The organism is Phenylobacterium sp., from assembly GCF_036264965.1.
Classification (GTDB): domain Bacteria; phylum Pseudomonadota; class Alphaproteobacteria; order Caulobacterales; family Caulobacteraceae; genus Phenylobacterium.
Genome location: NZ_DATAPY010000092.1, coordinates 20069 through 33992, shown reverse-complemented (window position 1 = coordinate 33992; position 13924 = coordinate 20069). Strand labels below are relative to the sequence as shown.

Sequence of the window (13924 nt, the reverse complement as noted above, 5' to 3'; positions counted from 1 at the left end):
CCTCCAGAAATCTCCGGCCAGGTGGCCGGCTTCATTTCGGAATGGTGGCCGGATTCAAATCGGTACGGTGGCCGGCTTCAGCTCGGAACCCTGGCCGGCTTCGCGTCGGAATCCATGGCCGGCTTCAATCGGAATTCGCAGGTCGTCCCCGCGACAGTCCATTCCATCGCCTACGTCTAGCAGAGCTTCCGGCCCCCCCGTCCTCTAGGCTGCAAGGAGCCTGCGCGCCGTAGGCGCTGCACGGCGGAAAGCGCCGGCGAGTGGCCGGCGACGCCGAAGGCGCGCGAAGCGGCACGCCCGAGGGAGCCGCGCAGCGGCGGGACCGAGCGTGATCGACGGGCGCTCAACGTTGGGGCGTTGCGGGGCAGGCTGTGCCAAAACTCGCCGGCCTGACTCGAGCACCAAGTTCAGAGATGCGCCCCCCGCCTCACCCGGCCGGCGTGGCTCGCTTCGCACCGAAGGCGTTCACCGCGTGGAGTATGTTGAAGGCCAGGATGGAGAGCGCCGCCTCGGCCTTTACCGCTCTGAGCCCCCGGGTGAGGAACCTTCCGCCGCCCGACATCCGCTTAATCGTCCCGAAGGGGTGCTCGACGGTACATCGGCGCGTCACCATCAAGGTCGGATCGGCGTAAATTCTAGCTTCCATTCGATCCAACGCCGCCTGGTCGAACAGCCGGTGGATGGTTCGTTGAGCGCCGGGCGTGCACCGGCTCTTCAGCCGACAGTCCTTGCAGGCGGTCGTTCGGTATCTGATGGCGCGGTTGCGCGTGTGTTTGCCCGACGGCCTCAGCGTCTCACCAGCTGGGCATCGGATCGTGTCGGAGCCGTCGTCGTAGCTGAACTGGGTTGGCCGGAAGAAATCGCTGCTCATGGCGCCGCGTTTTATCGGCGCCGCGACCTCAACATTGTCGCGCTCGCAGTGCGCGACCGCCTGGGCATTGGAGTAGCCGCCGTCAGCCAGGACTTTGAGTTCGTGGGCCCCAAGAACCTGCATCGTCGCCATCGACATCGGATGCAGGAGCTGGCTGTCGTTCGCTTCGTTGGCGACGTCGTAGTGAATGATCAGGCCGCTATCGACGTCGACGACGCTCTGCATGTTGTAGCAGGGCATCTTGGGCGAATGCCCGTAGCCCATCGGCCGGGCGTCAGGCTCGCCAAAGACCAGCACCGTCTCGTCGCGATCCTTCAGGATCTCCTGCCGGCGAATGAGCCGATCCTTGCGGCGACCGAGCGTCTCGATCGCGGCGGTGAACGCCTCGCGATGCTTGGGCTGATCCTCGAACCCCTGAGCCACGGCTTCATCCATGATGTCGAGCCGGTCCAGGTAGTAGGCGACCTCCTTCTCGGTGTGCGCGACGTCTCGGGCGAGCCGATCGGCGCCGGCGATGTTCTTTGGGCTGGCGACCGCGCGCATCTTGGTCCCGTCCAGCGCGACCAACCGACCGCTGATGAGGCCGGTCTCACAGCAGAACTGGATGAACGCGGCGCTGGCGCCGACGATGGCTTCCGGATTGTCATGACGGAAGGAAGCGATCGTGCGGTACTCTGGAGCGAGCCGGCGCAGTAGCCAGAGTGCTTCGAGGTCGCGGACACACGCTCGTTCCAGTTGGCGGGAGGACCGGACCTGATTGAGATAGCCCCAGATGTACAGGCGCAGCATGTCGCCTGGGTGGTATCCGGGACGGCCAGTGGCTGCGGCAACGGTGCGATCAAAGCCAAGCTCGGCCAGGTTCAAGCTGGCGACAAATGCATCGACCACACGGACCATCGCGTCGGGAGCGACATAGTCGTCAACGCACGGCGGAAGCAGGCTGACCTGATCCCGTGCGGATCCCTCAATGAAGCTCACAGATTCCTCGGCGCGACAGCTCTGATGATGGGTGGATTCTAGACCTGTTCGCTGGCCCGCACAGCGGTTGTTCTATTGTTTCGAACCCGATTGAACGGCCTCAAGGCCATAGTCGACATGCCAGAGATCAACGCTAAAATCCTTTCGATATTGGGGGCAAAGACTGACATGGCGACTTCACTCTACGACCTGAGCGTCGGCTGTTTCCTGCAGACCGTTGGCGCGGTTGTGGGCTTTCTCGAGCGTGGCCGCGTGCACTGTGAGGAAGTGGGCACCGATCCGGATGAGCTGGTTGAAGTGCGCCTTTTCCCAGATATGGCGCCGCTACGGTTTCAGATCGTCGCGGTGGCTCACCACTCGATTGGTGCGATCGAAGGCATAGAGCGCGGCTCAATTAATAGTCGTCCGGCCGCCCACCAACCTAGGGACTATGCTGGGCTACAGAAGATTGCGACCAACACGGAAGCGGCTCTGCAGGCGCTGACGCCCGCCGCCGTCCACGCCCTGGACGGCAAGGAGGTGGCGTTGCAGTCGGGCGAACGGACGATCCCCTTTACCGCCGGGAATTTTGTCCTGTCGTTTTCCCTGCCGAACTTCCATTTCCACTCAACAACGGCGTACGACATCCTGCGCGTGCAGGGAGTGCCTCTTGGTAAGCGCAACTACTTGGGCCGGCTGCTGACGAAGGCATAACTCGATACAAGACCAACACCGACGCGACAGCCCTTCATCATCCAACGCGCGGACTAACGAGATGCGGAACGTGCCTGCACGCGCGATGGTCCTCGGCTGCGGCCGAAGCGGGACTTCGATCCTGGGTGAATTTTTTGAGGGCCTGAGCACCTACACCTACCGTAGCGAGCCTCATTTCGACGAGGTTGTCACCGCAGACTTCTCACAGCCAAGGGCGTTCAAGGTCCCGCGGGAAAGCGATGACTACCCCCCCCCCGCCCGGACTCTCCTTTCCGCCGAGCCCGTTCCTCGCCCGCGCGCCGGATGCCAAGTTCCTATGGATCGTGCGGCATCCCCTGGACGCGATTCCCGCGTTCGCGGGAAGGAGCGGAAAGGTGAGGTCGCTTACGGCGACCTCACCTGCGTCCGAACAGGCGCTCGATGTCGGCGAGCTTGAGTTCGACGTAGGTGGGCCGGCCGTGGTTGCACTGGCCGGAGTGGGGCGTGGCTTCCATCTGACGAAGCAGGGCGTTCATCTCCGGCGCGGTCAGCCGGCGGCCGGCCCGCACCGAGCCGTGGCAGGCCATCGTCGAGCAGACGTCCTCCAGCCGCTCCTTCAGCGCCAGGGCCTGGCCGTTCTCGGCCAGGTCATCGGCGATGTCGCGGACCAGGCCCGGCACATCGGTCTCGCCCAGCAGGGCCGGGAGCTCGCGCACGAGCACCGCGCCAGGGCCGAAGGGCTCCAGCATCAGGCCGAGCGCCGCCAGCTCCTCGGCCTTGGCGACGACGCGGTCGGCCTCGGCGGGGTCGAGCTCGACCACCTCCGGCAGCAGCAACACCTGGCGGGCGACGCCGCCGTCGGCCATCTCGGTCTTCATGCGCTCATAGACCAGCCGCTCGTGTGCCGCGTGCTGGTCGACGATCACCACCCCATCGCGGGTCTGGGCGACGATGTAGGTCTCGTGCACCTGGGCGCGCGCCGCCCCCAACGGATAATCGACGGGGTCGAAGACCTGCGCGGTGTCCTCCGCGACGCCGGGCTGCCAGCTGGGTTCGGCGCGGGCGGAGACTTCCGTCAAGCCGGGGATCGACTGCACCGCAGCGGCGAGCGCGCCCCCAAAGCCTTGCCCGCCCTGCGGCTGCCAACCGCCCTGGCGCCACGCCGAATAGCCGGCGGCGGACGGCGGCGGCGTCCACCCGCCGCCCGGCCGGAAGCCGCCGAGCGCTGCACTGGCGACGGTGGTCGAGGCGCGATGGCCGGCGGCGGCGAGCGCATGGCGCAGGCCGCCGATGATCAGGCCGCGCACCAGGCCCGGATCGCGGAACCGCACCTCGGCCTTGGCGGGATGGACGTTGACGTCGACGTAGGCCGTGTCGAGCTCCACATAGAGCGCCGCCAGCGGATGGCGGTCGCGGGCCAGGAAGTCGGCATAGGCGGCGCGCAGGGCCCCCTGCAGCAGCCGGTCGCGCACCGGGCGGCCGTTGACGAACAGGTACTGGTGGGCCGCGTTGCCGCGATTGTAAGTCGGCAGACCCGCGAACCCCGACAGCCGCACGCCCTCGCGCTCATGATCCAGGGCCAGCGCGTTGTCGGAAAATTCCCGACCCATGATCGCCGACAGACGCGCCAGCCGTCCCTCCGGCCCCTTGGCCTCGGCCGGCAGGCGGATGGTGCGGCGGCCGTCCAGGTCGAGCGCGAAGCTGACCGCCTCGTGCGCCATGGCTTGGCGTTTGATCTCCTCGGCGATGGCCATGGCCTCGGAGCGTTCCGACTTCATGAACTTCAGCCGCGCGGGCGTGGCGTAGAACAGGTCGCGCACCTCCACCCGCGCCCCGTTCGGGTCGGGGAAGGCGGCGGGCGAGACCGGGCCGACCGCGCCGGCCTCCACCAAGATCGCATGCGCCTCGGCCTGACCGCGAGCCCGGCTGGAGATCGACAGCCGCGCCACCGAGCCGATCGACGGCAGGGCCTCGCCGCGGAAGCCCAGGGTCGCGATATGCAGGAGGTCGTAGTCGCCGGCGTCGTCGGGGACGAGCTTGGAGGTGGCGTGCCGCTCGATGGCCAGCGGCAGCTCGGCCGCGGTCAAACCTTGGCCATCGTCGGCCACCAGGATGCGGGTGAGGCCCCCGCCATCGGCCTGCACCTCGATACGGCCGGCTCCCGCGTCGAGGGCGTTTTCCACCAGCTCCTTGACCGCGCTGGCCGGGCGCTCCACCACCTCGCCGGCGGCGATGCGGTTGACGGTTTCAGGCGGCAGGCGACGGATCGGCATGGCGAGGCTTTCGACAGGTCCCCAATATAGGACGATTCCGCTGCGGGCGGCGTGGGCGCGATTGACCTTGGGCGCCCTCCTGGCCGCCCTGACGCTGGCGGCCCCGGCCTGGAGCCAGCCGCCGCTGACGCCCTCCCGACCCGACCCGAACGATCCGGACGCCGTTCTGGTCGAGGAGCTGGTGGTCACGGCGCGCCTGCCCGGCCCGGCCTGGTGGACGGTCTCCAACGGCGCAACCACCATCTATGTGCTGGGCTCGCCCTCGCTGGCCCCGAAACGGATGGCCTGGGACCGCGGGGTCTTCGACCGCAGGCTGGCCGGCGCGAACGAGGTAATCCTGCCGTTCCAGGACGTGCGGGTGAAGATCACCGGCGTGATCGGCGCAGCCTTCAACTTCATCCGCCTGCGCGGCGGCGGGCCGTTCGAGGCGACGCTGGATCCGGGCCGGCGCGGCCGCTTCGTCGCGGTGCGCACGCGGCTGGGCGAGCCGCCGGACCACTATTCGACGCGCAACCCGCTGGCCGCGGGCCTGGTGCTGGCGACCGACTATCGGGAAAGGACCAGCTTGACGGCGGCCGACCCCACCAAGCTGATCAAGCTGCTGGCGCAGCGCGGGCACGTGCCGATCTCCCAGAAGAGCTACGACCTCGGCCCGCTCATGGGCGCGATCATCCGCACGTCGCAGGCCGAGGGCATGGCCTGTTTCGACGAGGTGCTCGCCCAGGCCGAGGCCGGTCCGGGCGTCACCCAGGCCGCAGCCCGGGCCTGGGCGCAGGGCGACGTCCGCGGGGCCCTGGCGAACGAGCGCACCTACGAACGCTGCATCGCTGTCGTGCCGGGCGCGCAGACCTTCGACGCCAAGGTCAAGGCCGACCAGGTGGCGGCCATAGAACAGGCGCTGAAGAAGCCCGGCCACGCCATCGCCGTCGTCCCGCTGCGGCCGCTGCTGGCGCAGGGCGGCGTGCTCGATCAGCTGCGGGCCAAGGGCTACACGGTCACCACGCCGGGCGACGAAGCGCAGTAGGGCTTAGCGCGGCCCGAAGGTGGCGGCGACGAAGTTGTCGTAGCTGTCGAGGACCGTCGGATCCTCCTTCACAATCTGCACGACCTGACGCGGGATCAGCTTCAGGTGGTCCTGCATGTGCGCCGCGCCCATTCCGCGCGTCACGCCGAAGTCGCGGAAGATGCCGAAGGATGTCTGTTCGTAGGCGCTGACATCGACCCTGGCCGGGCCGTTGGCGAAGGCCGCGCGCGTCGCCTCGTAGAAGGTGTGCATGTGCGGGTCCGCGATCCACGAGGCCTCGTCGTTGCCTTGCATGTTGGCGGTCGTCGGATGACCGGCGGGCATGGGCGGATGGCCTGCCGGAACGGCGGCGGGCTGCGCGACGGCGGAGCCCGCGAACATCAGGGCGGCGGCGGCAGAGGCGGCGAGGCCGCGGAGACGAGGGTGGATCATCTTGAAAGTCCTCCAGGTTGGGGCATGAATCTCCGATCCCGGAAGCGGTTGTCGCCGCATCGCGAGGCTGCTACGTCATGCCAAGAAACTCTGACATAATGTAAAAGATATTGTACATCTCGTCCAGGGGCTTTTGCACGAGGCCGCGTCATGTCCTTCCGCGAGAAATCCGCCTGGATCACCCTGGTGACCGTGCTCCTGTGCTTCGGGGTCTATTTCGGCGCGCTCGTCACTGGCCGGGTCAGCGGCGAGGGCTTCCCGTCGATGCACCTGCTGCTCGCCTGCGTGGCCGTGCTGATCGTCCTGCAGATTGTGCTCAACAGGATCGCCTCGGCCACGACGCCGAAGGACGGCCGGGCGCCGGCGGACGAGCGTGAGGTGCTGATCCAGAACCGGGCGCGGAGCTTCGGCTACTACGTGCTGATGGGCTGCTCGCTGACGCTGTTCCTGCCGGTGCACTTCGGCCACAGCGCGATCCAGATCGCCAACTTCGCCCTCCTGGGCGTCGTCCTCACCACCCTGGCCGTCGCCGGGGCCGAGATCATCATGTTCCGGCGTGGGGTCTGAGCGTGGCGCCAGGCCTGCCCATCGCCAACCAGATCCGCCGCCTGCGCTTCGATCACGGCGAGATGACCCAGTCGGACCTGGCCGAGAGGATCGGCATGACCCGCCAGACCGTGGCGGCCATCGAGGCGGGCAAGTATTCGCCCTCGCTGGAGGCGGCCTTCCGCATCGCCCACGTGTTCGGCGTGGGCCTGGATGAGGTCTTCCAGTGGGTGGACTGAACCGGGGCTAGAGGCCCGGCAGCTTCAGCTTCTTCTCGCCTTCGCGGGCGATGATGATGGTCTTGCCGCCGGTCAGCTTGGTGATGCGCTCGGCCTCGGCGGCCGGGTCGATCGGGGCCGAGCCGTCGCCGACGGGCTGCGGTGTCGTCGCCGGCGCCTTGTCGGCGCGCCAGAACATCACCTTGTCGGCGAAGCTCTTTTCCTTATGCGCCACGTCGCCGAACTCGTCGTCGACCACATAGCGGATCAGGGGGTCGGCCTTGTCGGCGCCGGCCTTGGCCACCAGCATCTTCTCGCCCTCGGAGCGGGCCTCGCCTTCGCGGACGCCCAGCAAGGCGGTGCGCGCGGCGCTTTCCGGCTGCAGCTCCTGCGGGCGCGGCTTACCCGGCGCCGGCGGGCGCAGGGCGAAGTCGGGCGGCACCACCAGCGGGGCCTTGGTGACGACGCGGAACTCGTCGGGGGTGACCTTGTTCATGCCGAGCGCGTTGCGCGTCGACACGCAGCCCGCCAGTCCGGTCGCCGCGATCAGGGCTGTCGCAACGATCACACGGTTGACGCTCATGAAATACCCACTCCTAGAGCCGCCCCCGGCCTCGAAGGGAACGTGGATAGCGCAAACGCGGCCATCCGCCAACGGCGCATCAGGCCGCATCCCCACCGGAGCTTACAGCGGCCTTCGCAGCGCGCTCGCGGCTGTCCTGGCGCAGCATGTCGATCAGCAGCAGACAGATGCCGATGCTGATCGCCGAATCGGCCACGTTGAAGATCCACGGGAAGTAGAGCCGGGTGGCGTCGATGAAGTCGGCCACCTGGCCCAGACGCACCCGATCGATCGCGTTGCCGACCGCTCCGCCGATTACCAGACCCACCGAAATGGCGAACAGCGGACGCTCGGTCTTGCGCACCCATCCGCTCAGGAAGATCGCGACGACCACCGAGAACAAGGTCAGCAGCCAGCGCGCCAGATCGTGGCGCGACTGCAGGAAGCCGAAGCTGACCCCGGGGTTCCAGATGTGGGTCAGCGCGATGGGGCCCAGGAACGGCACGCTCTGCCCCTCGGCCAGACCGAGCACCGACAGGATCCAGTACTTCGCCGCCTGGTCGAGCACGACCACCGCGGCGGCCAGCAGGAAGGCGATCCAACCGAGCTTCGAGACTTGCCGCATGTCAGGCCCCGCCGTGGGTTGCGTCCCACGCGGCCACGGCGTCGGCGTCGCGCAGGGAGAGGTCCGGATAGCGCGGGTCGGAGCCCACTTCCGGCAGGATACGCCAGGATCGGGCGCATTTGCGGCCATCGGCCCGCAGGGGCTCGACGGCGACGCCGGGAACGTCGGTCAGTCGGAAGGCGGCAGCCGGACCCTCGCCCGCGACCAGCGTCGCCTGGCTGGTGCGAAACACCTCCGCCGCATCCAGGCCCTCGAACGAGGCCATCCGCTCGGCGTCGGCGACGTAGACCACCGGCGCGGCCTCCAACGCGGCGCCCAGCCGCTTTTCGCGCCGCTCGACCTCCAGCGCGCCGGTGACCACCGAGGTGACCGCCTGCACCTTGGCCCAGCGGACGGCCTCGGCGGCGTTCTGCCAGTTCGCCGGGGTATCCGGGATCGTCCGAAGGCAGTTGGAGCCGGCGTCCGGATAGCGGGTCGTCCAGGCCTCTTCCATGGTGAAGGGGATCAGCGGGCTCAGCCATGCCGTCAGCCGTTCGAACGCCGCCTGCATCACCGTGCGCGCTGCGCGGCGGCGGAGAGAATCGGGGCGGTCGCAGTAGAGGGCGTCGCGGCGGATATCGAAGAACAGGGCCGAGAGCTCGGTCTGGCAGAACTCGGTGATCGGCCGGATCACGTCCTGGAACAGGTAGCCCTCGTAGGCCGTGCGCACCTGGCCATCCAGCTCCCACAGCCGGTGCAGGATGAAACGCTCCAGCGGCGGCATCTCTTCCAGCTCGACGGCCTCGTCCGGTGAATAGTCGGCCAGCGCGCCCAGCAGATATCGGATAGTGTTGCGCAGCTTGCGGTAGGCGTCGGACGTGGTCTGCAGCACGGTCTTGCCGATCCGAGAATCGTCCGAATAGTCGATCAGCGCCGCCCAGAGCCTGATGATTTCTGCCCCGGATTCGCGGATGACCTGCTCGGGGTCGACCACATTGCCCTTGGACTTCGACATCTTCTCGCCAGCCTCGTCCATGGTGAAGCCGTGGGTGAGGATCGCGTCGTAGGGCGCGCGGCCGCGGGTGCCGGAGCTTTCCAGCAGGGATGACTGGAACCAGCCGCGATGCTGGTCGGAGCCTTCCAGGTAGAGGTCGGCTGGCCAATGGGTGTGCGGCCGGTTCTCCAGGGTGAAGGCGTGGGTCGAGCCGGAATCGAACCAGACATCGAGGATGTCCTCGACCTTCTCGAACCGCTCGGGATCGTGCTGTCCGAGGAAGTCCGCCATCGGCCGGGTGAACCAGGCGTCGGCGCCTTCGGCGCCGATCAGCGCGACGATACGGGCGTTGACCGCGGGGTCGTGCAGCGGCTGGCCGGTTTCCTTGTCGACGAACATGGCGAGCGGCGAGCCCCAGGCGCGCTGGCGGCTGATCAGCCAGTCGGGGCGGCTCTCGACCATGGCGCGGATGCGGTTCTGGCCGGCGGCCGGGTAGAAGGCGGTGGCCTCGATGGCCTCCAGCGCCGTCTCGCGCAGGGTGCGGCCGTTGTGGGCGGTGTCCTCCAGCGGCTCGTCCATGCGGATGAACCACTGCGGCGTGTTGCGGAAGATCACCGGCGCCTTGGAGCGCCACGAGTGCGGATAGGAATGCTCCACCCGGCCGCGGGCCAGAAGGCCGCCGGCCTCGATCAGCTTTTCCATCACCGCGCCGTTGGCGGGGCCGAACTTGCCGGCCTTCTTGCCCTCGGTCTCCAGTACTTTCAGCCCGGCGAACAGCGGCACGCCCGGATAGTAGGCGCCGTCCGGATCGACGGTCTCGGGGATCTCGCGATGACCGTGCGCCAGCCAGACCGCGTAGTCGTCGGCGCCGTGGCCGGGCGCGGTGTGGACGAAGCCGGTGCCCGCGTCGTCGGTGACGTGGTCGCCCGCCAACATCGGCACCTGGAAGCCGTAGCCCCCATCCAGCGCCGCCAGCGGATGGCTCAGCACCATGCCTTCGGGCTCGACCTTCTCTATCCTGTGGAACTTCGCCACCTTGGCGGCGGCCATGACCTCGCCGGCCAGCTTCTCGGCCACGATCAGCCGGTCGCCGGCCTTGGCCCAGGGCTCGAACTCCAGGCCCTCCTCCATGGCGTCGACCTGGAAGACCGCATAGGCGATGTCGGGATTGTAGCTGACCGCGCGGTTGGCGGGGATGGTCCAGGGCGTCGTCGTCCAGATCACCACGCTGGCGTTGGCCGCGGCGTTGGAGCCCTCGACCACCGGGAACTTCACCCAGATCGTGGGTGACACGTGGTCATGGTACTCGACCTCGGCGTCGGCCAGCGCCGTGCGCTCCACCGGGCTCCACATCACCGGCTTGGAGCCGCGGTACAGCTGCCCGGACATCACGAACTTATGGAACTCAGCCACGATCGCGGCCTCGCTCGAATAGTCCATGGTGGCGTAGCGGTGCTCCCAGTCGCCGATCACGCCCAGGCGCTTGAAGCCGGCCATCTGGACGCCGATCCACTTGGCGGCGTACTCGCGGCAGCGGGTGCGGAACTCGGCCTTGGAGACCTCGTCCTTGCGCCGGCCCTGGGCGCGCAGCTCCTCCTCGATCTTCCACTCGATCGGCAGGCCGTGGCAGTCCCAGCCGGGCACGTAGTCGACGTCGAAGCCCAGCAGGAACCGCGAGCGGACCACGAAGTCCTTCAGGGTCTTCTGCAGCGCGTGGCCGATGTGGATCGCGCCGTTGGCGTAGGGCGGGCCGTCGTGCAGCACATAGAGCGGGGCTGCGGCATGCTGCCGGGCCTTCCTCATGGCGTTGTAGAGGTCAGCCTTCGCCCAAGCCTCCAGGATCTGCGGCTCCTTCTGCGGCAGACCTGCGCGCATGGGGAAGGGCGTGTCGGGGAGGAAGACGGTTTCGCGATAGTCGCGTGAAGGCGTGGCGTCGTCGGCCATGGAACTTTCCAACAGGGTCCGGGGGAAATCAGAGGTCGCGGGTTTCGAGGTCCCGGCGCGCGCAGACGGCTCTCGTCCGGCGTCACGCCGGGCGGGTAATTCGCGAGCTCTTCCGGACCGTAGTCATGGCCGCAGCGTCTAACAGAGAGCCGCGCGGAACCCAAGCTTCAGCGACGACTCGGGCCCGAGCTTCGTGTCCGGACAGCCGCGCCGTCACCTCAACCTCAGTGGCGATGGTCGCCGCCCTGGTGGCTACCGCCGTGACCGCCGCCGCCGTGGGAATGCCCACCGCCATGGCCGCCGCGATAGTGGCCGCCACCGCCGTGGTAATGCCCGCCGCCATGATAGTGGCCGCCGTGGCCCCAGCCACGCCAGCCCTCGGGTCCGCCCCAGCCATAGCCCCGGCGGAAGCGATAGCCGCACCAGTACCAGCCGGGGCCCTGCCAGCCGTCGAAGTACCAGCAGTAGTGGCGGCCGCCCCAGAAATACTGCACCGCCTCCAGCGTCGGCGGCGCGTCGCCGGCGATGAAGATGGCCGGCGTCGGGATCACAGAGGCGAAATGGCTCGCCGTCTGCGCGGCCGCCGGAAGGGCGACGAGCATCGAGGCGGCGGCGAGAGCAGAGAGTAAGGGTTTCATGGGCGTCCAAGGGCTGCGCCGGGCCAACGCGAGATGCGCTGCGGCTCGTCTCTCGGGTGCTGAACGCAGAGCCGCCGCGAGGGTTCGCGCGAACCTCGTTCCTTCGTGACGATGGAAATATTGGAATTATACAGAGCTGATTAGGCTTCAATCTGGGCGTCAGGCTTCCGGGGACCTTTGCATGAGCTTCAATCTTCGATCCGTGGCCCTCGCCGCCGCGGTCCTGCTGTTCGGCGCCGCCGCTCACGCCGCGCCGGTGGTGAAAGGCCCCGAGCATGGGACCCTGATCATCGCCGGCGGCGGCAAGCTCGGGCCGGAGATCCTGGGCCGGTTCATCAACCTGGCCGGCGGGCCGAGCGCGGAGATCGTGGTGATCCCCACCGCCGGCGGCGAGGCCAAGTACGGTCCCGACTGCGACTGCCTGAAGATCTTCAAAGAGCTGGGCGCGACCCACCTCACCATCCTGCACACCACCGACCGCAAGGAGGCCGACAGCGAGGCGTTCGTGGCGCCTTTGAAGCGCGCCAAGGCGGTGTGGTTCGTGGGCGGCCGCCAGTGGCATCTGGTGGACAGCTATCTCAGCACCCGCACCGAGACCGAAATCCACAACCTGCTGGCCCGCGGCGGCGTGGCGGGGGGCACCTCGGCCGGCGCCTCGATCCAGGCCTCCTACATGGTGCGCGGCGCCAAGGCGGGGAACGAGGTCCTCATGGCCCCGGGCTATGAGCAGGGCTTCGGCCTGATCACCGGCGCCGGCGTCGACCAGCACGTCACCGCGCGCCATCGCGAAGGCGACCTCGACGCCCTGGTGAAGGCCCACCCCGACCTCCTGGGCATCGGCATCGACCAGTCCACCGCCATCGAGGTGAAGCGCGACAGCTTCAAGGTGCTGGGCGCGGGCCACGTGTTCATCCACGACGGGAAGGAACAGCCGAACGGCGGGCATTACTACCTGCTGGGCGCGGGGGACGGGTTCGACCTGACGACGCTGACATCGACGGCGAAGCGGTAGGGGCGGTCTCCCTACGCAGGGCAAAGCTAGTCCTGCAATCTTGATCGCCGCGCTCCCGCGGCCCAAAAGGCGCACCTGTCCCGCAAGCGCATCGGACCCGTGGATGTCAGAAACCCGAAGCCTCGCCCCCGCGCCGCGCTGGATCCTGTTCGCCGCGATCGCGGTAGCGGGCCTGCTGTATGTGAAGTGGCTGCCCTATTGGGATCGCGCCTTTGTGGCGGCGTCCACGCACTCGATCGGCCAGTCGATCCTCATGGGCAAGGCGGCGCACCCGCCAGCGCCGTCGTGGGACGCGGCGCTGGCCTATGCCCTCGCCTACGGAAAGGCGATCTGGAAGGCGATGGTCCTGGGCCTGGTGCTGGGGTCCGGCGCCCAAGCGCTGCTGCCCACCGACTGGGTGACGCGCTTACTCGGCAGGACCCGGTTCGGCAGCGCGGTGGCGGGCGGCCTTCTCGCCCTGCCTGGGATGATGTGCACCTGCTGCGCGGCGCCCGTGGTTGTCGGTTTGCGCCGACAACAGGCTTCGGCCGGCGGCGCGATCGCCTTCTGGCTCGGCAACTCCGTTCTGAACCCCGCGACGCTGGTCTTCATGGGCTTCGTCCTGGGGTGGCGCTGGACGGCGCTGCGGATCATCCTCGGTGTGCCGATGGTGTTCGGCCTGGGCTATCTGGCCAACCGTCTGACATCGGCGCGAGAGGCCGCGCAGGCCGAGACGGCGACCGCCGCGCTGGTCGCCGCCCCGCAGGACACCCCCTTCCGCAGATGGCTGCTGATCCTCGGCCGCATGACGCTGCGGCTGGTCCCGGAGTACATAGTCCTGGTGCTGCTCCTCGGCGCGGGACGCGCGTGGTTGTTCCCGACCATCGGGCCCGACATCGGCAATCACGTCCAATGGATCGTGGCCTTCGCCGTCGTCGGCGCGCTGTTCGTGATCCCCACCGCCGGCGAGGTTCCGATCATCCAGGCCATGCTCGCACTGGGGATCGGCGCGGGTCCGGCGGGCGCGCTCCTGATGACCCTGCCGCCCATCAGCCTACCGTCGATGGCCATGCTGGCCCGATCCTTCCCGCCGCGCATCCTGGCCGCGGTCGCCGGCGGCGTCGTACTGTTCGGCTTGGCCGGCGGCGCGCTGGCCGTCGCAATGGGCCTCTGAGGC

General features: G+C 68.3%; 14 protein-coding genes. 7 read left to right on the top strand and 7 right to left on the bottom strand.

Annotation, left to right across the window (positions count from 1 at the left end; genetic code table 11):
* Positions 1-180, top strand: a 180-nt coding sequence (locus tag VHS75_RS11525) for a hypothetical protein (RefSeq protein WP_329638761.1), incomplete at its 5' end; no start/stop codon positions are given.
* A 247-nt stretch (positions 181-427) separates the two neighbouring features.
* Here the strand turns inward: VHS75_RS11525 and VHS75_RS11520 are convergent.
* Positions 428-1849 carry an IS1182 family transposase gene (locus VHS75_RS11520; RefSeq protein ID WP_329638760.1) on the bottom strand — a complete coding sequence of 474 codons (1422 nt, stop codon included), beginning with the start codon at positions 1847-1849 and terminating at the stop codon, positions 428-430.
* Positions 1850-1939: 90 nt separating this feature from the next.
* Here VHS75_RS11520 and VHS75_RS11515 point away from each other — a divergent pair, with 90 nt between their 5' ends.
* Positions 1940-2542 (top strand): DUF1993 domain-containing protein, encoded by a 603-nt coding sequence (locus tag VHS75_RS11515; protein ID WP_329638759.1) that lies wholly within the window; start codon positions 1940-1942, stop codon positions 2540-2542.
* Between the two features lie 395 nt (positions 2543-2937).
* On the opposite strand, the gene mutL is transcribed toward VHS75_RS11515, so the two are convergent.
* Complete coding sequence (gene mutL, locus VHS75_RS11510; protein WP_329638758.1) at positions 2938-4794, bottom strand: DNA mismatch repair endonuclease MutL; 1857 nt, start codon at positions 4792-4794, stop codon at positions 2938-2940.
* A 67-nt stretch (positions 4795-4861) separates the two neighbouring features.
* On the opposite strand from mutL, the gene VHS75_RS11505 reads away from it, so the two are divergent.
* Entirely contained in the window at positions 4862-5818 is a 957-nt protein-coding gene (locus VHS75_RS11505) for a TraB/GumN family protein (RefSeq protein WP_329638757.1), read from the top strand.
* A 3-nt stretch (positions 5819-5821) separates the two neighbouring features.
* Here the strand turns inward: VHS75_RS11505 and VHS75_RS11500 are convergent, their stop codons facing one another.
* On the bottom strand, positions 5822-6250 hold the full coding sequence (locus tag VHS75_RS11500; RefSeq protein WP_329638756.1) for a hypothetical protein: 429 nt from the start codon (positions 6248-6250) through the stop codon (positions 5822-5824).
* 150 nt (positions 6251-6400) lie between these two features.
* On the opposite strand from VHS75_RS11500, the gene VHS75_RS11495 reads away from it, so the two are divergent.
* Together VHS75_RS11495 and VHS75_RS11490 are read left to right on the top strand one after the other, a co-directional pair.
* Positions 6401-6817 (top strand): hypothetical protein, encoded by a 417-nt coding sequence (locus VHS75_RS11495; RefSeq protein WP_329638755.1) that lies wholly within the window; start codon positions 6401-6403, stop codon positions 6815-6817.
* Positions 6818-6819: 2 nt separating this feature from the next.
* The gene (locus VHS75_RS11490) at positions 6820-7035 is read left to right on the top strand and encodes a helix-turn-helix transcriptional regulator (protein WP_329638754.1); all 216 of its coding nucleotides are present in this window, start codon (positions 6820-6822) and stop codon (positions 7033-7035) included.
* A 7-nt stretch (positions 7036-7042) separates the two neighbouring features.
* On the opposite strand, the gene VHS75_RS11485 is transcribed toward VHS75_RS11490, so the two are convergent.
* The 4 genes from VHS75_RS11485 to VHS75_RS11470 all read right to left on the bottom strand — a co-directional run bounded on the left by VHS75_RS11485 (position 7043) and on the right by VHS75_RS11470 (position 11756).
* Entirely contained in the window at positions 7043-7597 is a 555-nt protein-coding gene (locus VHS75_RS11485) for a DUF3035 domain-containing protein (protein WP_329638753.1), read from the bottom strand.
* Between the two features lie 79 nt (positions 7598-7676).
* On the bottom strand, positions 7677-8201 hold the full coding sequence (lspA, locus tag VHS75_RS11480) for a signal peptidase II (protein ID WP_329638752.1): 525 nt from the start codon (positions 8199-8201) through the stop codon (positions 7677-7679).
* Between the two features lies 1 nt (position 8202).
* Complete coding sequence (gene ileS / locus VHS75_RS11475) at positions 8203-11118, bottom strand: isoleucine--tRNA ligase (protein WP_329638751.1); 2916 nt, start codon at positions 11116-11118, stop codon at positions 8203-8205.
* A 224-nt stretch (positions 11119-11342) separates the two neighbouring features.
* On the bottom strand, positions 11343-11756 hold the full coding sequence (locus VHS75_RS11470; protein ID WP_329638750.1) for a hypothetical protein: 414 nt from the start codon (positions 11754-11756) through the stop codon (positions 11343-11345).
* 181 nt (positions 11757-11937) lie between these two features.
* Between VHS75_RS11470 and VHS75_RS11465 the strand changes: the two genes are divergently transcribed.
* Together VHS75_RS11465 and VHS75_RS11460 are read left to right on the top strand one after the other, a co-directional pair.
* Positions 11938-12768: a cyanophycinase gene (locus VHS75_RS11465; RefSeq protein WP_329638749.1), complete on the top strand. Its 831-nt coding sequence runs from the start codon at positions 11938-11940 to the stop codon at positions 12766-12768.
* A 103-nt stretch (positions 12769-12871) separates the two neighbouring features.
* Positions 12872-13921 (top strand): permease, encoded by a 1050-nt coding sequence (locus VHS75_RS11460; RefSeq protein ID WP_329638748.1) that lies wholly within the window; start codon positions 12872-12874, stop codon positions 13919-13921.
* Positions 13922-13924 lie beyond the last annotated feature (3 nt).